The 20449-nt window shown below is 70.6% G+C and carries 19 protein-coding genes; 8 read left to right on the top strand and 11 right to left on the bottom strand.

Translation table 11 applies throughout. The features are described 5' to 3' along the window. Positions 1 to 183 precede the first annotated feature (183 nt). The 3 genes from EDD40_RS15170 to EDD40_RS15160 all read left to right on the top strand — a co-directional run bounded on the left by EDD40_RS15170 (position 184) and on the right by EDD40_RS15160 (position 5923). Positions 184 to 4488: a wHTH domain-containing protein gene (locus tag EDD40_RS15170; protein ID WP_123743487.1), complete on the top strand. Its 4305-nt coding sequence runs from the start codon at positions 184 to 186 to the stop codon at positions 4486 to 4488. 88 nt (positions 4489 to 4576) lie between these two features. Next, on the top strand, positions 4577 to 4867 hold the full coding sequence (locus EDD40_RS15165; RefSeq protein WP_123743486.1) for a hypothetical protein: 291 nt from the start codon (positions 4577 to 4579) through the stop codon (positions 4865 to 4867). A gap of 24 nt (positions 4868 to 4891) precedes the next feature. Further along, a complete protein-coding gene (locus EDD40_RS15160; RefSeq protein ID WP_123743485.1) occupies positions 4892 to 5923 on the top strand; it encodes a saccharopine dehydrogenase family protein in 1032 nt (343 codons plus the stop codon). On the opposite strand, the gene lipA is transcribed toward EDD40_RS15160, so the two are convergent. Genes lipA through EDD40_RS15145 form a run of 3 tightly spaced genes read right to left on the bottom strand, consistent with a single transcriptional unit; the run spans position 5898 to position 8339 of the window. After that, positions 5898 to 6902, bottom strand: a complete 1005-nt coding sequence (gene lipA / locus EDD40_RS15155) for a lipoyl synthase (protein ID WP_123743484.1) — start codon at positions 6900 to 6902, stop codon at positions 5898 to 5900. The genes EDD40_RS15160 and lipA overlap by 26 nt on opposite strands. Positions 6903 to 6917: 15 nt before the next feature. Next, positions 6918 to 7859 carry an oxidoreductase gene (locus EDD40_RS15150; protein WP_123743483.1) on the bottom strand — a complete coding sequence of 314 codons (942 nt, stop codon included), beginning with the start codon at positions 7857 to 7859 and terminating at the stop codon, positions 6918 to 6920. A gap of 21 nt (positions 7860 to 7880) precedes the next feature. Beyond that, positions 7881 to 8339 carry a hypothetical protein gene (locus EDD40_RS15145; protein WP_123748035.1) on the bottom strand — a complete coding sequence of 153 codons (459 nt, stop codon included), beginning with the start codon at positions 8337 to 8339 and terminating at the stop codon, positions 7881 to 7883. 131 nt (positions 8340 to 8470) lie between these two features. On the opposite strand from EDD40_RS15145, the gene EDD40_RS15140 reads away from it, so the two are divergent. Together EDD40_RS15140 and EDD40_RS15135 are read left to right on the top strand one after the other, a co-directional pair. Continuing rightward, on the top strand, positions 8471 to 9124 hold the full coding sequence (locus EDD40_RS15140; protein WP_170185431.1) for a TetR/AcrR family transcriptional regulator: 654 nt from the start codon (positions 8471 to 8473) through the stop codon (positions 9122 to 9124). 48 nt (positions 9125 to 9172) lie between these two features. After that, the gene (locus tag EDD40_RS15135; RefSeq protein WP_123743482.1) at positions 9173 to 10105 is read left to right on the top strand and encodes an LLM class F420-dependent oxidoreductase; all 933 of its coding nucleotides are present in this window, start codon (positions 9173 to 9175) and stop codon (positions 10103 to 10105) included. Here the strand turns inward: EDD40_RS15135 and EDD40_RS15130 are convergent. From EDD40_RS15130 to lpdA, 7 genes are all read right to left on the bottom strand, one after another. Then, complete coding sequence (locus EDD40_RS15130) at positions 10090 to 10560, bottom strand: ArsR/SmtB family transcription factor (RefSeq protein ID WP_123743481.1); 471 nt, start codon at positions 10558 to 10560, stop codon at positions 10090 to 10092. The genes EDD40_RS15135 and EDD40_RS15130 overlap by 16 nt on opposite strands. Before the next feature lie 10 nt (positions 10561 to 10570). Continuing rightward, positions 10571 to 11458, bottom strand: coding sequence for a hypothetical protein (locus EDD40_RS15125; protein ID WP_148088807.1), 888 nt, complete (start codon positions 11456 to 11458; stop codon positions 10571 to 10573). A 59-nt stretch (positions 11459 to 11517) separates the two neighbouring features. After that, a complete protein-coding gene (lipB, locus tag EDD40_RS15120; protein WP_123743479.1) occupies positions 11518 to 12261 on the bottom strand; it encodes a lipoyl(octanoyl) transferase LipB in 744 nt (247 codons plus the stop codon). Next, positions 12248 to 12847, bottom strand: a complete 600-nt coding sequence (locus EDD40_RS15115) for a phosphatase PAP2 family protein (RefSeq protein ID WP_123743478.1) — start codon at positions 12845 to 12847, stop codon at positions 12248 to 12250. Before EDD40_RS15115 ends, lipB begins: the two co-directional genes overlap by 14 nt. Next, a complete protein-coding gene (locus tag EDD40_RS15110; RefSeq protein ID WP_123743477.1) occupies positions 12844 to 13728 on the bottom strand; it encodes a TIGR01777 family oxidoreductase in 885 nt (294 codons plus the stop codon). The genes EDD40_RS15115 and EDD40_RS15110 overlap by 4 nt, the downstream gene beginning before the upstream one ends. Positions 13729 to 14181: 453 nt before the next feature. Then, complete coding sequence (gene sucB, locus EDD40_RS15105; protein WP_123743476.1) at positions 14182 to 15975, bottom strand: 2-oxoglutarate dehydrogenase, E2 component, dihydrolipoamide succinyltransferase; 1794 nt, start codon at positions 15973 to 15975, stop codon at positions 14182 to 14184. 54 nt (positions 15976 to 16029) lie between these two features. Then, positions 16030 to 17400 (bottom strand): dihydrolipoyl dehydrogenase, encoded by a 1371-nt coding sequence (gene lpdA, locus EDD40_RS15100; RefSeq protein ID WP_123743475.1) that lies wholly within the window; start codon positions 17398 to 17400, stop codon positions 16030 to 16032. 176 nt (positions 17401 to 17576) lie between these two features. Between lpdA and EDD40_RS15095 the strand changes: the two genes are divergently transcribed. Further along, positions 17577 to 17894, top strand: a complete 318-nt coding sequence (locus EDD40_RS15095) for an oxidoreductase (RefSeq protein WP_123743474.1) — start codon at positions 17577 to 17579, stop codon at positions 17892 to 17894. A 177-nt stretch (positions 17895 to 18071) separates the two neighbouring features. Here the strand turns inward: EDD40_RS15095 and EDD40_RS15085 are convergent, their stop codons facing one another. Continuing rightward, complete coding sequence (locus EDD40_RS15085) at positions 18072 to 18641, bottom strand: TetR/AcrR family transcriptional regulator (protein WP_123743473.1); 570 nt, start codon at positions 18639 to 18641, stop codon at positions 18072 to 18074. A 156-nt stretch (positions 18642 to 18797) separates the two neighbouring features. Between EDD40_RS15085 and EDD40_RS15080 the strand changes: the two genes are divergently transcribed. Both EDD40_RS15080 and EDD40_RS15075 read left to right on the top strand, forming a co-directional pair. Beyond that, positions 18798 to 19814 (top strand): IS481 family transposase, encoded by a 1017-nt coding sequence (locus EDD40_RS15080; RefSeq protein ID WP_123743472.1) that lies wholly within the window; start codon positions 18798 to 18800, stop codon positions 19812 to 19814. 9 nt (positions 19815 to 19823) lie between these two features. Continuing rightward, positions 19824 to 20432, top strand: a complete 609-nt coding sequence (locus EDD40_RS15075; RefSeq protein WP_123743471.1) for an NAD(P)-dependent oxidoreductase — start codon at positions 19824 to 19826, stop codon at positions 20430 to 20432. The last annotated feature ends 17 nt before the right edge of the window (positions 20433 to 20449 follow it).

Raw genomic sequence — 20449 nt, 5'->3', positions numbered from 1 at the left:
AACTTCACGGTGTCTCCTCACCTGCTCGCGGTTACGTGAGGACGACGGTTCCGGCACGACGTCGGTGTAGCCCCCGATTGCGGACGACGCCGGAGAACGGCTCGGGCTTCGGACGGTTCGGCCTGGTAGGACCAGGTGTGAGGATGACTGGCACCGGATGGTGCCGGAGGGGGAGAACACCGGATGGCCGCAGTTCCCATCACTGGGGTCGGCGAGTTCTGCGCCCGACTGAGGCAGTTGTGGATCGAGTCGGGCGAGCCGCCGCTCAAGAGCCTCGAGGCATCCTGCGGAGTCTCCGACAGCCAGCTCTCGGCGATCTTGAACGGCAAGGTGAAGAGACCGCCGGCGTGGTCGATCGTCTCCGCTCTGGTGAACGCATGCGCCGACTACGCGAAGCGCCACCGGCGGTTTCCGTCACTGACGACGGATCAGGCCTTCTGGCGCGAACGGCACGCCACTCTGGAGCGTCCCGTGACCAGTCGTGCCGTCGCGCGGCCGAATCCGCCACGCGATGCGTGGGCGGCGCTCGCCGAGGGGCACGTGGTGTGGGATCGCGTCGACGACCCGGACCGCGTTCGATCACAGGTCGTGGCGGTCGCCGAGCACCTGGCCGGGCACTACGCCGCGGCCACCCGGGTCTGTGCCGGTGACCCGTGGCTCGATCCCGCGTTCGTGGAGCGCATGACCTCCCGCGTGTCCGGACTGATCACCGTCGGTCTCTCCGGCGACGAGTTGAGGTTCTCCGCGGTGGAGGCGGCGCTGCTCGTGCTGACCCCGATGCTGCACGAGGTCCAGTCCGCGCGGTCCGCGGCGGAGATGATCCACGTATCGCCGACCAGCCTCGGCGTCGAACCGGAACCGGATGCGGACCGCGCGCAGTTCCAGAGGTACTTGTCCGGCCAGCAACAGCGGAGGTTGGTGGCGAGGACGGAGCACCGCGACGTCCTCGACCGCACCGGTGTCTCCGAGCAGATCGGCTGGTGGCTGTTCCACCGCTGGATCGACAGCAGGTCCGGTCGTCCGGAAGGGGCGTCGACGAAGGTCGTGCTGCAGGACATGCCGATCCAGGACCGGGCGCTGACCAAGGTGCTCGTCACGACCCTCGACCGGCTGGTGCGCCTGTTCCGGCTGTCGCCCGACGACCTCCGCAACCCCGATCGTCTCGGCTTGGTGGCCTCGGCCTCTCACCTGGGGGTGAGCGTCGCCCAGCAGGTCGTGCGCGAGAGGCTGGTCGGCCTGCTTCTCGTGGTGGCGCACGCGCTGGCCATCGAGACGACGACGTTGCCGGCGACCCTGGCCGAACACCTCGGCATCCCGGAGCCGGTGGATCTGGAGCAGTTGCGCGCGACGCTCGACGAGGCCGAGTGGACGCCGGTGACGATCGGCCTCGGCTTGGTCGCGGAATGCCACCACGAGGCCGTGCTGGAGGCCCTCCGCGAACACGTCGCGCGCACTGATGTCGTGCTTGGCGCGGTGCATGCCACCGCCGACAACGACGTCACTCTCCAGCCGCTGCTCCGGCTGCCCGCACGCGCCTCCGCGGACCGGGTGGAACCCGCTCTGCGGCCGGACGGCCAGCCGGTCTTCGCCGTTCCCGTGGCTCGCTTCCGCTTGGACGAGACGAGGGTGCGCGAACTGTTGATGGGCGAACAGCTCTACGGCGACCGGTCGATCGCCATCCGGGAGCTGTACCAGAACGCGCTCGACGCCTGCCGATACCGCCAGGCACGCCACGAGTTCCGCGCGGAGGCCGGATGGCGGTCGGACTGGTCCGGGTCCATCGAGTTCGATCAAGGCGTCGACGAGGACGGTCGGCACTACCTGCGCTGCGCCGACAACGGCATCGGAATGGGTGAGCCCGAACTCCGGGAAGTCTTCTCGCAAGCCGGAATACGCTTCGCCGACCGTCCCGAGTTCATCGAGGAGCAAGCGGAGTGGGCTGAACGCGGTGTGCGCCTGTTCCCCAACAGTCGTTTCGGCATCGGCGTGATGAGTTACTTCATGCTCGCCGACGAGATCGAAGTGACGACATGTCGCATGAGCCGGCACGGTGACAGTCCTGGCGCCTTGCTGAAAGTAGCCATCGCCGGGCCCGGTCACCTGTTCCGCATCAAGCACTTGGCGGACAGGGGCGATAGGCCGGGAACCGAGGTGAAGCTCTACCTCCGCGAGGGCGAAGACGCCCCTTCGTGCGTCGAAGTGCTCCAGCGACTGTTGGCGATCACCGACTTCACCACCCGTGCGGAACACGACGGCCTGGTCGCGGAGTGGGAACCGCAGCGCTTCCACGCCCGGTCCCGGCGGCCGGGCGAGACGGACGGCATCGAGGTGTCCGGTCGGCTGGTACCGGCACGGCCCGCGGACAACGGCCAGGTCATCTGGTGCGAGCGAGGTGGCGCTCTCCTCGCCGACGGGCTGTACGTCCGGCCTGCCGATCGCCAGGGGATTCTCACGACCCTTGACGGCTCGCCGGACATCCGCGGTGCGGTCGTCAACCTCACCAAGCAGTGGACACCCCGGTTGACCGTCGATCGCCAGTGGGTCTTGGACGACGTGTCTGGTCACGTGGAGGAGTTGCTGCGCGGTGCGGTTCCCGACCTGCTGGAAGACCAGGCGCCGTTGTTGAGCTTCGACTGGCTGTACGGCGTGGCCGGCACCAGCACGCGTGTCGCCGACGTGATCACCGAGGTAGCTTCCAGCCACGATCATCGCATCGAGTTCAAGGGGAGGCTCGTAAACCTCGCGGTGACCGGATTCTTCCCGGCCGATTCTCTTCTCGTCGACAACGGGACCGGTGAAGAACGGATCACCGATTGGGACGGGCGTGTGCCGAGGCGGATTCCTGACCATCTAGTACTGTGGCGCTTGCTCGCACATCGCCCTGACCTCGTGCCGGATGTACTCAAACCGGCAACGCCGGAAGTACTGCCGGCGAGGCCCTCCGACGCCGTTTTGATCAGTCTCGATGCATCTGGGGAAAGCGACCATCGCCGGGTGCTGCCCGGCTCCGTAGTAGCCAAGGCCACAGCTCTTGGTTTCACGCCCCGTGCCGTTGCTTCGCGCATGGCCGCTCTCGGGTACGGAGTCGATCCGGGTAAGTTCCCGGATCGCCCTGCACAGCCTATCGATGCCTTGCTGCTCAGCAGAGGTCTGGACGGCCGGGCGCTGTGGTTGGACGAGTCGCACGCTGTACCACTCGGTCACCTGATCGCGGCGCAGGTTCGCACGAAAGTGCCGACATCCGAGGTCCTCCGGCGTCTTGCGGCGTACTCGTTCAAGGTGGATCAACTGTCGGGTACCGCGCAGCGGTTCAGCGAGGCTGATCTCATCCTTGTCAGCAAACGACTGAACGCGCAGGACCCTTGGCTCCAGTCCGACAGGTCGGTCGAGAAGAGGCACGTCTACCTGGCGGCGCAAGTCCTTGGTTGGAGCTTGCGCGCGGTGACGTCTCGGCTGGAGGCGTTGGGTTTCGACGTGCCGGCCGTCGACGGCTTGACGGACTGGTCGGCTGATTTGTCGCAGGCGGCGGCCGAAGTACTGCAAGCCGACTTCTCCCGCTCGGGCGATGGAGTGCCGCTGATCCGCATCGTGGTCTTGGCGGTGTTCTGGGGACTTCAGCCGAGTGAAGTCGTCGACAGGCTCGCGGATCTCGGCTATTCTCCCGAAATCGGTGTAAAACTGCCGGGCCGCCTCGATGAATTCGATGTGATGCTGGTTACTTCGGTGGTGAGGTCACCGGCACGGGCCCACTACATCCGAACCGCGTCGATCGAGACCGTGGTGCACACCGCCTTGAAGCTCGGGTCCACACCGGCCGCAATTGCTGCCCGGTTGCTGGAGTTGGGCTTTGAGGTACCGCCGCGTCGGGCGGTCGACCGCGAATTCGACGATGTGGACCTGCACCTCTTGGGTTTCCCACTGGGCGTACACCCCTTAAGCTGGCGTGAGAGGAGTGCTTCGCTTTACCTGAGCCATCTCGCCGGCCTGTTGAAGGGCACGGCCATACCGATGTCGGAGGCCATCGTCCGCCTTGAGGGCATGGGCATTGCCACGCCCGAGCTGAGCTGGTTGCCGGAGCATGCGTCGGAACTCGACTACGTGCTGTTCAGCCAGGAATCGGGTGCCATCGCGGAGCTGGTGCCACGTGGCGGGGTTCCGGTGGCGCACCTGCTCGCAGCGGTCCAAGCGTCGGGGCACAGGGTCCAGGACGCGGTGAAGAGGATGGAGGCGCTGCGCATTCCGGTGCTGCCGGACGGGTGCGACGTGGCCGGTGCGACACGCGATGTGAGCCTGTTGCGGAGATTCGATCTGGGATTGTGGCTCAGTGCCGGCGCGTCGGTCGACGTCCGACAGTTGATCGGTAAGGCGTTGCAGCATTCGCTGTCGGTCACCGAGGTGACGAGGCGGTTGGAGTCGATCGGGTTGACGGTCGCAGATCCGGCGGTCGAGGCGCCAGCCCTGCTCGCACGGGTGCCGACCGCCTCGTAGTCCGGATGGCCCATTAGGGGCTGCTAACCCGATCCCCCTATGTGACATCCCCCTACCTCGCGGCGTGGCGAAGACGTAACTTCCTCACATGTCGCCCAGGGTCGTCACCGCGGTGGTCGGTGTTGCGTTCTTCCTGGCCGGGTTGCTGATCATGCTCCTGCCGCTGTCCACCGACACGCCGGAAGGCGTCTCGGTCGCCTGCGGGAACAGCGTGGGCATGGGGTTCGACGCCGTGGCGGTCGAAGCGGAAGGCGCGGCGTTCGTCGAGATATGCGGCCGGTTGCGGATGGAGCGGTTGGCCTGGGCGGGGCCGGTCGTGGTGCTGGGCGCGTTGTCGGTGGTCGGGAGCGTCGTGGTGCGGCGCAGGTCGTCCACTTAGCTACCTGCGAGTAGCTTCTAGCGCATGACGTGGATGGTTTACGGCGCTTACGGGTTCACCGGCACGCTCGTCGCCGAGCTGGCCGTGCGACGGGGCTTGCGGCCGGTGCTGGCGGGGCGGGACGCGGCGAAGCTCCGCCCCCTCGCCGAACGGCTGGGCCTGGAGCACCGGGTCTTCGGGCTCGACCAGGCGGCAGGGGCACTGCAGGACGTGGACGCGGTGGCGCACTGCGCCGGGCCGTTCTCGGCGACCTCGGGGCCGATGGTGGACGCCTGCCTGGAGTCGAGGACGCACTACCTCGACATCACCGGCGAGATCGACGTGTTCGAGGCCGTCAGCCGGCGTGACGAGGAAGCGAAGCGGGCCGGTGTGGTGCTGCTGCCCGGCGCCGGGTTCGACGTCGTGCCGACCGACTGCATCGCCGCCATGCTGCACGACGCCCTGCCCACGGCCACGCACCTCGACCTCGCGTTCGTGGTCCAGGGCGGCGCCAGCACGGGCACGGCGATGACCGCCGTCGAAGGCTCGGGCGGTGGGGGACGGGCGCGGGTGGGCGGTGAGATCCGCGGCGTGCCGCTCGGCCACCGCCGCCGCACGGCGCAGTTCCGCGACCGGCCGAGGGAGGTCGGCGCCATCCCGTGGGGTGACGTCAGCACGGCCTACCGGTCCACCGGCATCCCGAACATCACCACGTTCACCACGATCCCCGGCGTGCTGGGCAAGCTCCAGCCGCTCACCGCGCCGCTGCTGCGCTCCGACCTGGCGCAACGCCTCGGCCGGGCGCTGGCCAAGCGCATCGGCGGCCCGAGCGGCCCGACGAGGGCCAGGACCCGCTGCGAGGTGTTCGGCGAGGTCTGGGACGGCGACGGCCGCCGGGTGCGGGCCGCGCTCACCGGGCCGAACGCCTACGACCTCACCGCGGACTCGGTGGTCGAGGCGGTCCGGCGCCTGGCCGGGACGGCCCCCGGCGCGCACACGCCGTCCAGCGCGTTCGGTTCCGACTACGTCCGAGCGCTGGACGGCGTGGTGGTCAGCGAGCCGACAACAGTGAGGTGATCTCCTGCGCCGCGCCGCCTGCCTCGAGCAGGTGGCGCAGGTTCTCCGGCAGCACGTCGCCGCGCTTCTGCACGGCCTGCGCGTACAGCCGGCCGGCGCGGTAGGACGAGCGGACCAGGGGACCGGCCATGACGCCGGAGAACCCGATGTCCTCGGCGGTCTCCTTGTGCGTCACGAACTCCTCCGGCTTCACCCACCGCTCCACCGGGTGGTGCCGGGGCGAGGGCCGCAGGTACTGCGTGATGGTGATGATCTCGCAGCCCGCGTCGTGCAGGTCGCTCAACGCCTCGGTGACCTCGTCCGGCGTCTCGCCCATGCCCAGGATCAGGTTGGACTTGGTCACCAGGCCCGCTTCCCGGGCCGCGGTGATGACCTCCAGCGACCGCTCGTAGCGGAACGCCGGCCGGATGCGCTTGAAGATGCGCGGCACGGTCTCCAGGTTGTGCGCCAGCACCTCGGGCCGCGACGAGAACACCTCGGCCAGCTGCTCCGGCACCGCGTTGAAGTCCGGGATCAGCAGCTCCACGCCGGTGCCGGGGTTCATCGCGTGGATCTGGCGGACGGTCTCGGCGTACAGCCACGCGCCGCCGTCCTCCAGGTCGTCGCGCGCCACGCCGGTCACGGTCGAGTAGCGCAGACCCATGGCCTGCACCGACTCCGCCACCCGCCGCGGTTCATCGCGGTCGAGGTCGGCGGGCTTGCCGGTGTCGATCTGGCAGAAGTCGCAGCGACGGGTGCACTGCTCGCCACCGATCAGGAAGGTGGCCTCCCGGTCTTCCCAGCACTCGTAGATGTTGGGACAACCGGCCTCTTCGCACACCGTGTGCAGGCCCTCGCGTTTGACCAAGCCCTTGAGCTCCCGGTACTCGGGGCCCATCTTCGCCTTGGTCTTGATCCACGAGGGCTTCTTCTCGATGGGCGTTTGGCTGTTGCGGACTTCCAGCCGCAGCAGCTTCCGACCTTCAGGTACGACGGTCACGGCTTCAACCCTACGTCACGAGGGGTCGGGCGCGACGCCCGTGAGCTTGGCCGTCAGGTCCCACAACCGGCTGGCCGCGAGGTCGTCGCGGGCGGCCGTCGTCGACCCCGCCGGCGCCGGGTGGCCGCGCATGCCCCGGAACCCGTCCGGCCCGTAGTAGCCGCCCCGCTCGACGTTCGGCGACGTCGCCGCGTAGAGCTGCGGCAACGCCCCCACCTCGACCGGTTGCGAGAAGAAGTCGCTGATCTTGGCACCGATGCCCACCAGCGGGTTGCCCTGGGCGCGGGCCATGTTGGAGCTCAGTTCGGTGGCCGTGACGCCGGGGTGCGCCGCGACGGACGTCACGTCCAGGTTCGCCGCCCGGGTGCGCCGGTTCAGCTCCCGCATGAACAGCAGGTTCGCCAGCTTCGACTGGCCGTAGGCGCGCCACGCCGCGTACCGGCGCACCTCGTAGTTCGGGTCGGCCAGGTCGAGCCGGCCCGTCTGGTGGGCCAGGCTGGACACGGTGACCACGCGCGCGCCCGGCCGCGTGCGCAACGCGGGCATCAGCAGCCACGTCAGCGCGGCGTGGCCGAGGTGGTTGGTGCCGAACTGGCGCTCGAAGCCGTCGGCCGTGCGCCCCAGCGGCACGGCCATCACGCCCGCGTTGTTCACCAGCACGTCGAGCGCGTCACCGGTGCGGTCGCGCACCAGTGCCGCGGCCGTGCGGACCGAGGACAGGTCGGCCAGGTCCAACGGCACCAGCTCGGCATTGCCGCCGGTGGCGAGCACGCGTCGCAGGGCCCGCTGCCCGCGTTCGGGGGACCGGCAGGCCAGCAGGACGTGCGCCCCCTTGCCCGCCAGCACCTCGGCGGTGCGCAGGCCGAGGCCCGAGTTCGCCCCGGTGACCAGCGCGGTGCGCCCGCTCTGGTCCGGGATGTCCGCGGTGTCCCATTTCCGGGCGTTCCACTTCGGCATGGGTCAATACCTACCAGGTGGTCAGGCGCTCTTGGCGAGCCCGCGGTGCCCGCCCGCCACGACGGCCGGCCGGCTGCGGAGCAGGCCCGCGAACGCCGCGCCGACGCGGGCGATCTCCGCGCGGGGCTCGGACAGCTCCGCCAAGCCCGCCGTGAGGGCCAGCATGCGCTGCTCGCGCTCGACCGCCTCGGTGGACGTCAGGTGCGCGTCCAGCACCGCGCGCAGCACCGGCTGCTCGGCGGCCAGCGCGCGCCACGTGCGGGCGACGGTCTCGACGCGGTCGTCGTCGCTGTCCTCCAGCGCCGCGCCGAGCCGCCCGGTGAGCTGCTGCATCCAGCGGTAGTGCAACGCCAGGAGCAGCTCGTCCTCGGTGGCGAACAGGTCGCGGTCGACCGCCAGGGGCGCCGCGGGGTCCCCCGCCGCGGCGCGGAGCACGGCGTCCAGAGCGTCGCGCCGTCGGTAGAAGTCGGACCAACTCATGATCACGCCCTCCTCTCGTGGTGACCGGCGTCATACCTCAGGTCTGTGGCATACCGTCGGTATGGCCGATGAGGCGAACATACCACGAGTACGTACCGTCGGTATGTCGTACCGTTGTGAACGTGGTGACAGTGCGGTCTAGGCGGTTGGACTACTCGGAGTCGACGAGGCAGGCCCTCGTGGACAGTGCCGTCGAGCTGTTCACCAAACGGGGGTACGCGGGCACTTCGCTCGACGAGGTGGCGAAACGGGCCCGCCTCACCAAGGGCGCGCTCTACCACCACTTCAGCGGCAAGCAGGCGTTGTTCGAGGCCGCCTTCGACTCGGTGGAGACCAAGTTCATCGAGAAGCTCGGCGAGATCGTCAGCGCGCCCGGCGACCCGTGGGAGACCGCCATCGCGGGCCTGCGCGCGTACGTGCGGGTCTGCCTGGAGCCCGCCTACCAGCGGATCGTGATCCACGAGGCGCCGGTGGTGATGGGCTGGGAGCGCTGGCGCGAGGCCGAGGAGCACTTCAGCTACGGCCTGCTGCGCTCCACGATCGAGGTCTTGGTCACGTCCGGCGAGCTGGTGCAGCTGCCGGTGGAGACGATGAGCCGCCTGCTGTTCGGGGCGCTCTCGGCGGGCGCCAGCACCATCGCCGGCGCCTCGGACCCGCGCAAGGCCAGCGCCGAGGTGGAGCGCACCATCGTCCGCGTCGTCGAAGGCCTGCGGGTCACGCCCGTCCCGGCCGGCGTCGGCGCCCCGCCGGTCGAGGAGAAGCGCTCGCGGTCACGCCGCCGGTGAAGACGCTCGGATCGCGGCCCTCCGGCACGGCCGACTAGCGTCGTCGCGGTGGACCTCCGCATCTTCACCGAGCCCCAGCAAGGGGCCTCCTACGACCAGTTGCTGGCGGTGGCGCGCACCGCCGAGGCGGCCGGCTACAGCGCGTTCTTCCGCTCCGACCACTACCTCAAGATGGGTGACGGCGACGGCCTGCCCGGCCCCACCGACGCCTGGATCACGCTCGCCGGCCTCGCCCGCGACACCAGCACGATCCGACTCGGCACGCTGATGACCGCGGCCACCTTCCGCCACCCCGGCCCGCTGGCCATCTCCGTGGCGCAGGTGGACCAGATGTCCGGCGGCCGGGTCGAGTTCGGCTTCGGCGCGGGGTGGTTCGAGGCCGAGCACACCGCCTACGGCCTGCCGTTCCCGTCCACGGTCGAGCGCTTCGAGCGGTACGAGGAGCAGCTGGAGGTCATCACCGGCCTCTGGCGCACGCCGGTCGGCCAGACCTACGACTTCGCCGGCAAGCACTACGCCCTGGCGGACTCGCCGGCGCTGCCCAAGCCCGTGGACCGGATCCCGGTGCTGGTCGGCGGCACGGGCCGCAAGCGCACCCCCGCGCTCGCGGCGCGGTTCGCCGACGAGTTCAACCTGCCGTTCCAGCCGGTGGACAACGCCGTCGAGGTGCTGGCCCGGGTGGACGCGGCGTGCGCGGACATCGGCCGCGACCCGAAGGAGATCACCCGCTCCGCGGCCCTGGTGGTGTGCGTGGGCCGGGACGACGCCGAGGTCGCCCGCCGGGCCGCCGCGATCGGCCGCGAGGTGGCCGAACTGCGCGAGAACGGCCTGGCCGGCACGCCGGACGAGGTGGTCGACAAGCTCGGCGCGTGGCGCGGGCGCACCGGCATCAGCCGGGCCTACCTCCAGGTCCTCGACCTGGCCGACCTCGACCACGTCGAGCTGATCGCGGAGGCCGTCGCGCCTCAGCTGCGCAGCTGACCCGCCACGTCCGAGGCGGCGGTGAGCAGGACGAGCACGGGCACGGTCGCGGCGGACCGCAGCCGGTAGGTCCCGCGCTTGTCCTGCTCCACCAGGCCGGACCCGGTCAACGCCTTCAGGTGGTGGTAGAGCTGGCCGGTCGACCCGAGCCGGGCGGCCTCCTGCAACGCCGTCGCGGGCTGGGCGCCCCGGGCGAGCAGCGTGCGCACGATCTCCACCCGAACCGGGTGCGCCAACGCGGACAGCACCTCGATCCGCGGCCGGTCGGGCAACGACAGCGCGCGCTCCGGCGTCACGTCGATCTGCCACGAGACCTGGCCGTCGCCCAGCGCCACCTGCCCGCCGTAGCCGAACGCGCCGCCGTCGGTCCCGTCCGACGGACGCGCCTCCCGCTCGTCGCCCTCCAGCGCGGCCACGCGCTGCTCCAGCTCGGCAAGTCGCTGCACCAGGTCCATCGCGGTGATCCTACGAGAGGCTCACGTGGAATTCCCGCAGGACAGCGGGCTCCAGCAGGGCCGTCCGGACCAGTTCCGCGAGCTCGCCGGCCCGCGCGGACCACGCCTCGTCGACCTCCCTGGTCAGCACCGCCGCGCTGCCCACCCGGCCGTCCTCCCGCCGCACGCCGACGCCGACCGTGACGATCCCCGGCAGCGACCCGACCATCACGCCGCGGGCCACCTCCCGGCAGCTCCGGTGCACGTCCGCGGCCGTGCCCGCCCACGTCTCCCGGGCCCACGGGCGCCGCCCCTCGTACGTCCGAGGCACGTCGGACAGCTTCCCGAGCACTTCGAGCCGCAGCCGGGGATCGCCCAGGTACCGCTCGACCTCCACCGGCCGCCCGAGCACGAACCGCACCACCTCGGCCGCGAACGCCGGCACCGCCACGCCCAGCCGACCGCGCAGCCAGTCCCCGGCCGCGTAGTCACCGTGCCGGACGACCACCGACACCAGGTCGCCCACGGTCACGAACCGCTGCGGGTCGTCCGCCGTGACGCCGTTCGTGCACCGGAGGCCCAACTCCCGCAACGCCGCCCGGTGCGCGCCACCGTCGAGACCCACGTAGTACTGCTCCCAGTCCGCGACGCGCACCCGCTCGTCCGGGTCGACGGAGCCCTTCGCGTACTCGGCGAGGTGCGCGACCATCCGCACCGCCGCCAACGGCTGCGGCTCGTGCGGCCGGTGCGAGACCCGACCGCCACGCCCGTCGTCCAGCACCAGCGCCACGTGCCGCCGGTTGGCGCGCAACCAGCCCAGCCAGTCGTCCGGCGCCGCCGCCGCGCCGGCCGTGGGCAGCACCGTGGCGGCGCCGGCCACCCCGCACGCCCGGAACAGAGTGCGTCGAGTCAGGGGCACGACGAATCTCCCTCCAATAATCCGTAATTACGGAATACTAAGGAGGGATTCTCGCCTTGTCAGCCCGCCTGGACGGCGAACGTCACCCCGGCCGCCACCGGCTGCTCCCGCGCCAGCGTGCGCTCGGTCAACGGCAGGTCGCCGTTCAGCGCGTCGATGACGGCCTGGCGCGCCAGCGGCAGCACCTCGGCGACGGTGACCTCGCGCCCCAGCTCCCGCGACAGCGACGCCACGCCCGCGTCCCGGATGCCACACGGGATGATGTCGCCGAACGCGGCCAGGTCGGCGTCGCAGTTGATCTCGAACCCGTGCATGGTGACGCCCCGCTGCACCCGGATGCCGATCGCCGCGACCTTGCGCTCCCCGCCTCGCTCGTCGGCCGGGATCCACACGCCGCTGCGGCCTTCGACCCGGCCCGTGCGCACGCCCAGCTGATCGCACACGTGGATCAACGCCTGTTCCAACCGCCGCACGTACTGCACCACGTCCAACGGCTCGGCCAACCCCACGATCGGGTAGCCGACCAGCTGCCCCGGACCGTGCCAGGTGATCTTGCCGCCCCGGTCCACGTCGATGACCGGGACGTCGCCGCCCTTCGGTCGCTCCTCGGGTTCGGTGCGCCGGCCGCACGTGTAGACGGGCGGGTGCTCCAGCAGCAACACCGTGTCGCCGATCGCGCCGTCCGCGCGGGCCTCGGCGAGCTCCCGTTGCAGCTCCCACGCGGCCAGGTAGTCGATGGTGCCCAGCTCGCGCACCTCGATCGGGTCCGTCGAGGTGCGGCAGGAAAGGTCAGGACTGCTCACGTCTCGACACTACGCCCACGGGCACCAACCCCAGGGCACGGGAGACGACCAGCCCGACCCCGACGACCGCCAGCACCGCGCCCACCGTGTCGGTGAACCAGTGCATCTCCAGCACCACCCGGCTGGCCGCCGTCACGAGCACCGCCGCGCACCCCGCCACCACCGCCAGCCTCAAGTGCCGGCGGGCCAGCCACGCGCACAGCACCACGGCCGTGAACGCGACCGCCGTGACCGCCGTGACGTGCCCGCTCGGGTAGGCCCACTTCGGGAACTCGATCGGCCGGACCCGCTGGTACCAGTACCGGGCGAACACCGTCGACCAGCACACCGCCAACAGGACGGCGCACCGCGCCAGCAGCAGGTCCTTCGCCAGGAACGCGCGCAGCGCCAGCGAGACCAGCGCGATCGTCGCCAACCCGGGGCTGAGCACGAAGCTCACCACCGTCGACGCGTGCACGAACCCGGCGCCCAACTCCACCGCGTCCTGCCGCAGCCCTTCGTCGAGCGCCGGCGGCGCGTGCCGGACGGTGAGGCCCAGCACCACCGAGGCGAGTGCCAGCACGAGGCCGATCAGCGTGCCGATCACCTCTCGACGGCCGCCGCCACGGCCGCACCGAGCGCGGGGTGCAGGAACTGGAAGCCGCGCTGCTCCAACACCCTGGGCACGGCCCGCTGACCGGCCAGCAGCCCTTCCTCGGCCACCTCGCCCAGCACGGCCTTCAACGCGAACGCCGGCGCCACCCACGGTGTCGGCCGGTGCAGCGCATGACCCACCGTCCGGGTGAACTCGGCATTGGTCACCGGACTGGGCGCGGTGACGTTCACCGGCCCCGACACGTCGTTCTCCACCAGGAACCGGATGGCCGCGACGGCGTCGTCCAACGAGATCCACGGCATGTACTGCCGCCCGTCACCGAGCCGCCCACCCAGGAAGACCGTGAACAACGGCTTGATCTTCCCGAACAACCCGCCGGCGGGACTGATGACCAACCCCGTGCGCATCCTCACCACCCGCGCGTGATCATCCGCGGCCCCGGTCGCCGCCTCCCACTGGCGGCACAACTCCGCCAGGAACCCGGTGCCCGAGGGACTGGTCTCGTCCACGACCTCGTCACCGGTGTCGCCGTAGTACCCGATCGCACTGGCGTTGACCAGCACCGGAACGCCGTGCCCCGCCACTGCCGCCGCCAACACCTCGGTCGGCACCGTGCGGCTGTCCAGCAACACCTGCTTGCGCGCGTCACTCCACCGCTTGTCCGCGACGCCGGCCCCGCAGAGGTTGACCACCGCGTCCACACCGTCCAGCGCACCCACGTCGATCCGCCCGGCCGACGGGTCCCAACCACGCTCATCGGGCGCCGAGGGCCGCCGCCGAACCAGCCGCAGGACCTCGTGCCCGGCACCGCGCAACGCGGCCACCACACTGGTGCCGATCAAGCCCGACGATCCCGCGACCACAACACGCATGCCTTGATCGTCTCGCAGCACGCGCCCAGTTGCACAGCGGCGAACGTGTCACCCACACCACCCAGGTGATCACCCTTCGCACCGAGGGTCCACCACACCCTCCTTCCCAAAGGAAGGGCTTCGTGTCATCCCGCCGACCTGGCTCCGCCCTACCGCGCGTGTCAAGGGGGCTCGTCCAGCACTACCCGCGGCATTCACCGGGGCCGCCCCCTTGATACGTGTGGTAGCCCGTAGGGAGGTCGGTGGGATGACACGAACCCCGACCCACCACTCAACCGGAGCATCACCACGAACCCGGTCATCCTGCTGATCTGCCCGTCCGGCGAGGACTCTTTCAGTTTTTGGTTCTTGATCTTCGACTTCAGCTCTTCGAGCTGCTCCGAACCGAAGGCCGCCCCCGGCGAACCGGGAGCGGCCTTCAGCGAACTTCTCGAACAGACCCCGAGGGGGAACTCAGAGACCGAGGTCCGCCTCGAACGAGCCCTCTTCGAGCCGGTTCTTCACGGTCGTGAGGAACCGACCGGCGTCGGCGCCGTCGACCAGCCGGTGGTCGTAGGTCAGCGCCAGGTACGCCATGGACCGGATGGCGATGGTGTCGTCGCCGTTCTCGTCCGTGATCACCACCGGGCGCTTCTTGACCACGCCCACACCCAGGATGCCGACCTGCGGCTGCTGGATGATCGGCGTGTCGAACAGCGCGCCGTTGCTGCCCAGGTTGGTCAGCGAGAACGTGCCGCCGGTCAGCTCGTCGGGCGTGAGCTTGTTGCCCCGGGCCCGCGCCGCCAGGTCGCCGATCTTGTGCGACAGGCCGGCCAGGTTCAGGTCGCCCGCGTTCGCGATGACCGCGTTCAGCAGGCCCCGCTCGGTGTCGATCGCGATGCCCAGGTGCTCGGCGCCGTGGTAGACGATCTCCTTCTTCTCTTCGTCGATCGATGCGTTCAGCACCGGGTGCTGCTTGAGCGCCTCGACCGCCGCCTTGGCGAAGAAGGGCAGGAACGTCAGCTTCGTGCCCTCGCGCTGCTCGAACGCGGCCTTGGCCTTGTTGCGCAGCCGGGCGATCTTGGTGACGTCCACCTCGAACACCTGGGTGAGCTGCGCCGAGACCTGCAGCGACTCACGCGTGCGCTGGGCGACGATCTGCCGCAGCCGGGGCAGCTTCTGCACCGTGCCGCGCTTGCCGCTGGTGTCCGCCGGGGCGGACGCGACCCGCTGGGCGGGCGCGGAGGTCGACGCCGCAGCCGGCTTCGGCTCTTCCTTCGGGGCCTTCTTGGCCTCGACCGCCGCCAGCACGTCCTGCTTGCGGATCCGGCCGCCGACGCCGGTGCCCTTGAGCGTGGCGAGGTCGATGCCGTTCTCCGACGCGAGCTTGCGCACCAGGGGCGTCACGTAGGGCGCGCCGTTGGCCGAGGAGTCCTCAGCCTCCTGCTTCGGCGCGGGCGCTTCCTGCTTCGGCGCTTCCTGCTTGGGTGCGGGCGCCTCCTGCTTGGGCGCTTCCTGCTTCGGAGCCGGAGCCTCCTGCTTCGGAGCCTCCTGCTTCGGGGCTTCCTGCTGCGGAGCAGGCGCGGGCTTGGGCGCTTCCTTCGCGGCGGGCGCGGGGGAGCCCGAGCCGACCACCGCGAGCTGACCGCCGACCTCGACGGTCTCGTCCTCGCCGGCGGTGATCTCCAGCAGGGTGCCCGCCACCGGCGACGGGATCTCGGTGTCGACCTTGTCGGTCGACACCTCCAGCAGCGGCTCGTCGACCTCGACCGAGTCGCCGACGGCCTTGAGCCACCGGGTCACGGTGCCTTCGGTGACGCTCTCGCCCAACGCGGGCATGGTCACCGGGGTGCCCTCGGCCTGGGACGAGGCCTGCGGCTCGGGCTGCGCTTCGGCCTGCGCTTCAGGCTGGGCCTGCGGCTCCGGCTCGGACTGCGGCTCGGACTGCGGTTCGGGCTGCGCCTCCTCGGCCGGCGCGACCGCTTCACCAGCGGACGAGTCGGAGGACGAGGACGAGGCACCGGAGTCGGCACCGTCACCGATGACGGCGAGCTCGGCGCCGACCTCGACGGTCTCGTCCTCCTGGGCGACGATCTTCTGGAGCACACCCGCCGCGGGGGACGGGATCTCGGTGTCGACCTTGTCGGTCGACACCTCCAGCAAGGGCTCGTCGACCTCGACGCGGTCACCCTCCTGCTTCAACCAGCGGGTGACCGTGCCCTCGGTGACGCTCTCGCCGAGTGCGGGCATTTGGACGGAGAAGGCCATCGTTCGCTGACTCCTCGTGCGTGGGTCGGGGATCGGCTGACTGGGGTGCGACGGTCAGCCGTGCACGTGCAGCGGCTTGCCGGCCAAGGCGAGGAAAGCCTCGCCGAGGGCTTCTGTCTGGGTCGGGTGGGCGTGGATCAGCGGAGCCACGTCCTCGGGGTAGGCCTCCCAGCTGTAGATGAGCTGGGCCTCACCGATCAGCTCGCCGACCCGCTCGCCGACCATGGTGACACCGACCACCGGGCCGTCGGGCGCCTTGACGAGCTTGACACCGCCGGCGGTCTTCAGGATCTGGCTCTTGCCGTTGCCCGCGAGGTCGTAGACGAACGTCTCGACCGAACCGTACTTCTCCTTGGCCGCCGCCTCGGAGAGGCCGACCGACGCGACCTCGGGCTTGCAGTAGGTGACGCGCGGGATGCCCGCCTCGTCGATGACCTTCGGGTTCTGCCCGGCGATGTCCTCGGCGACGAAGATGCCCTGCTGGAAGCCGCGGTGCGCGAGCTGCAGGCCGGGCACGATGTCGCCGACGGCGTACACGCCCGGGACGCTCGTGCGCAGCCGCTCGTCGGTGGTGACGAAACCGCGCTCCATCCGCACGCCGGCTTCCTCGTAGCCGTGGCCGGCGGTGTTGGGGCCGCGGCCGACGGCCACCAGCAGCAGGTCGGCGTCGAGCACGTCGCCGGACTCGAGCGTGACCGACACGCCCGACTCGTTCTGCGTCGCGCCGGTGAACTTCACGCCGGTCTTGAACTTGATGCCGCGCCGGCGGAAGGCGCGTTCGAGCTGCTTGGACGCGTACTCGTCCTCGGCCGGGACCAGGCGGGGCAGCGCCTCGACGATGGTCACGTCCGCGCCGAAGGAGGCCCACACGCTGGCGAACTCGACGCCGATCACGCCGCCGCCGAGCACGACGACCTTCTCCGGGATGAAGTCCAGGTTGAGCGCCTGGTCGCTCGTGACGACCCGGCCGCCGATCTCCAGACCGGGCAGGCTGCGGGCGTACGAACCGGTCGCCAGCACGACGTTCTTGCCGGTGTAGCGCTGACCGTCCACCTCGACGGTATTCGGGCCGACGAACCTGCCCGCGCCCTCGACCAGGGTCACCTTGTTGGCCTTGACCAGGCCCTGGAGGCCCTTGTAGAGCCGGCTGACGACGCCGTCCTTGTAGGAGTTGACGCCCGCGATGTCGATGCCCTCCAGGGAGGACTTCACGCCGAACTGGTCACCCTCGCGCGCGTTGTCCGCGACCTCCGCCGCGTGCAGCAGCGCCTTGGTCGGGATGCAGCCGCGGTGCAGGCACGTGCCCCCCAGCTTGTCCTTCTCGACCAGGATGACGGACAGGCCGAGCTCGGCCGCGCGGAACGCGCAGGCGTAGCCGCCCGAGCCGCCACCGAGGATCACAAGGTCGGCGGAGGTGTCGGTCACGGGTTCTCCCTGGAGAGCTTGATGCCTTACTCCGCGCGGGTGCGCGCGTGTAGTTGCCATCTTGTCACTACCGCGCGAACGCCCGCGACGCGGTGTCGGTCTTCGGGCGATTTGCCCCCACCTTCACACCCGCGCCGGCACCATGGTCGACAGAAGTCCTTGCAGGAGGTGGCCCGGTGGGGCTGTTCGACCGTTTTCGCAGGAAGCAGCGCCCCGGCGTGCTGCGATCGGCCACGTCCACGGACACCGGCCACTTGGAGCAGTGGGCCGCCGCGCGCCGCGGCGTGGAGGCGTACGTCGAGCCCAAGACGACCGTGACGGAAACCACGATCGTGCTCGTCGCGCACGACGGTGAGTGGACGCGTCGCCGGATCGACGGCACCGAGGGCGCCAAGCGGTTGGCCAAGAAGCTGGAGATCCCGATCTACGACGCGGGCATCGTCGGCTACCCGAAGCGGATGCGGGAGTACTCGCGACGCAAGAACCAGGGCTGACCCCACCCGCTCTCACCCTGTTCGCACCCGGCTTCCCGGTCCTGCCGATCGGTCCGGGCCGCCGCACCCTGCCGCACCGCACCCTGCCGCACCGCACCCTGCCGCACCGCACCCTGCCGCACCGCACCCTGCCGCACCGCGCCTCGCCGCACCGCGCCCCGCTGCGCCGCGCTGGCGCTAAGCCCTTCCCACCCCGTCCCACAGCGTCCTGACCAGCGCCTCCGCGTCCACCGGCCGGTCCGAGAAGAACCCCAGGAACGCCTGGTAGTGGCAGGCGCCCAGGAGCAGGTCGGCCGCCGGGCCCGGGTCGACCCCGGCGGGCAGCCTCCCCAGCGCCCGCTCCGCCGCCAAGTACCGCGCGAGCGTCTCGGGCACCATCGCCGGGCCCGCCCCGTGCGCCTTCAGGGCTTCGCGGTGCGCGGCGAGCAACGCGGGTTCGGAGAAGATCGACGCGGCGATCGGGAACGTCTCGACGTAGAACGCGACCGCGGCCCGCGCGATGCCGGCCAACGTCTCCCGGACGTCGCCGCGCCCGGCTTCCAGCCCCGCCAGCAGCCCGGCCAGGTCGCTGGGGGCGCGTTCCCTCAGCACGGCGAGGAACAGCTCGGTCTTGTCCGCGAAGTGCTTGTAGAGCGCCGCTTCCGAGAAGCCCGCCGCCTTGGCGATCTCCTTGGTGGTCGTCCGCGCGAGCCCTTTGGTGCGCATGACGTGGGCCGCCGCGTCGAGCATGCGGTCGCGTGTGCTCATGGGGCTACCCTAGTGGTTAGTAAGCACTCACCAACCGCTAGGTGTTGCGGGTCATGACGTTGGTGACAGCTGACGAGGGCTGAGGCGAGGGGACGGGTCTTTCGGCGGCAGGATGGAAGTGCGACCAACACATCCGCCGAGCAGAAAGACCCGTCCGTGCTCCACCGTAACGCCCCGCTGTCCGTCGAAGGCCGCCACCGCCTCGTCGAACGCTGCAAGACCCGCCCGATCGCCCACGTCGCGGCTGATATGGGCATCTCCCGGCAGTGCGCCTCCAAGTGGGTCAACCGCCACCGCCGCTTCGGCGAGGCCGGGTTGTCCGACCGCCCCAGCGCTCCGCACCGGCATCCCACCGCGACCCCGGCCGAGGTGGTGGTCCGGATCGAGCGGCTGCGTCGGGACCGTAAGTGGTCGGCCCGCCGCATCGCCCTGGAACTCATGGCCGAGGGCACCGCCGTCTCGGTGCGCACGGTGGGCCGGCACCTGGCCCACCTCGGGCTCAACCGCCGCCGCTTCCTCGACCCCACCGGGGAGAACAACCGGACACCGCGGCGGATCGTCGCCCGCTGGCCCGGCCACATGGTCCACCTGGACGTGAAGAAGGTCGGCGTCATCCCCGACGGCGGCGGATGGCGCGTCCACGGCAAGGGCAGCGAGCAGGCCAAACAGGTCGAACGCGCCAAGAACACCGCCACCGGCAAGTCCGGTGCGCGGCGCAGCTACACCTACCTGCACTCCGCGGTCGACGGGTTCTCCCGCCTGGCCTACACCGAAGCCCTCCCCGACGAGAAAGCCCGCACCGCGATCGGCTTCACCCACCGCGCGCGGGCCTTCTTCGCCGCCCACGGCATCACCCGCATCCACCGCATCGTCACCGACAACGGCTCCTGCTACCGCGCCCACGACTTCGCCACCGCGCTACGCGGCGCCCGCCACCAGCGCATCACGCCCTACACCCCACGCCACAACGGCAAAGTCGAACGCTACCAGCGCATCCTGGGCGAGGAATTCCTCTACGCCCACGTCTGGACCAGCGAACAACACCGCACCGACGCCCTAACCGTGTGGAACGTGCATTACAACTACCATCGACCCCACACCACCGCCGGAAACCGACCACCAGCCAGCCGACTCCACACCGGCGTCACCAACGTCCAGGCCTCATACAGCTAGGGGTGGAGCATGAAGATCACCGTTCTGGGTGCCAGCGGCGGCACCGGCACCAAGGTGGTGGAGCTGGCCAGGGAAGCGGGGCACGAGGTCACCGCCATCGTGCGCACGCGCAACGGCCGCGACACCGTGGCCGACGTGATGGACCCCGACTCGATCGGGCCGCACCTGGCCGGCGCGGACGCCGTCGTCTCGGCGATCGGCACGCGCGCGGCGCGCAAGCCGACGTCCGTGCAGACCGACAGCACCAAGTCGGTGATCACGGCGATGAGGGCGCACGACGTGCGCCGGCTGGTCGTGGTGAGCAACAGCGGCATGGTGACCGACGGTGACGACCCGTTCAGCCGTTACCTGGTCAAGCCGATCCTGCGCCAGGTGCTCAAGCACCCGTGGGGCGACATGGCGCGGATGGAGGACGTCGTGCGCGCGAGCGGTCTGGAGTGGACGATCGTCCGCCCGCCGCAGCTGACCGACGGGCCGCGCACGGACGCGTTCCGGACCGCGGTGGACACGAACGTGCGCGGGGGCATGCGGGTGTCCCGGGCCGACCTGGCGTCGCTGGTGTTGCGGTGCCTGGTCGACCCGGGATCCGTGGGCAGGGCGATCAGCGTGGCCGACTGAAGGTCGGCCCGGCCGGA

The organism is Saccharothrix texasensis (genome assembly GCF_003752005.1).
GTDB lineage: Bacteria > Actinomycetota > Actinomycetes > Mycobacteriales > Pseudonocardiaceae > Actinosynnema > Actinosynnema texasense.
Note: the sequence above shows the minus strand (reverse complement) of the source record. Positions and strands in the feature narration are given on the sequence as shown.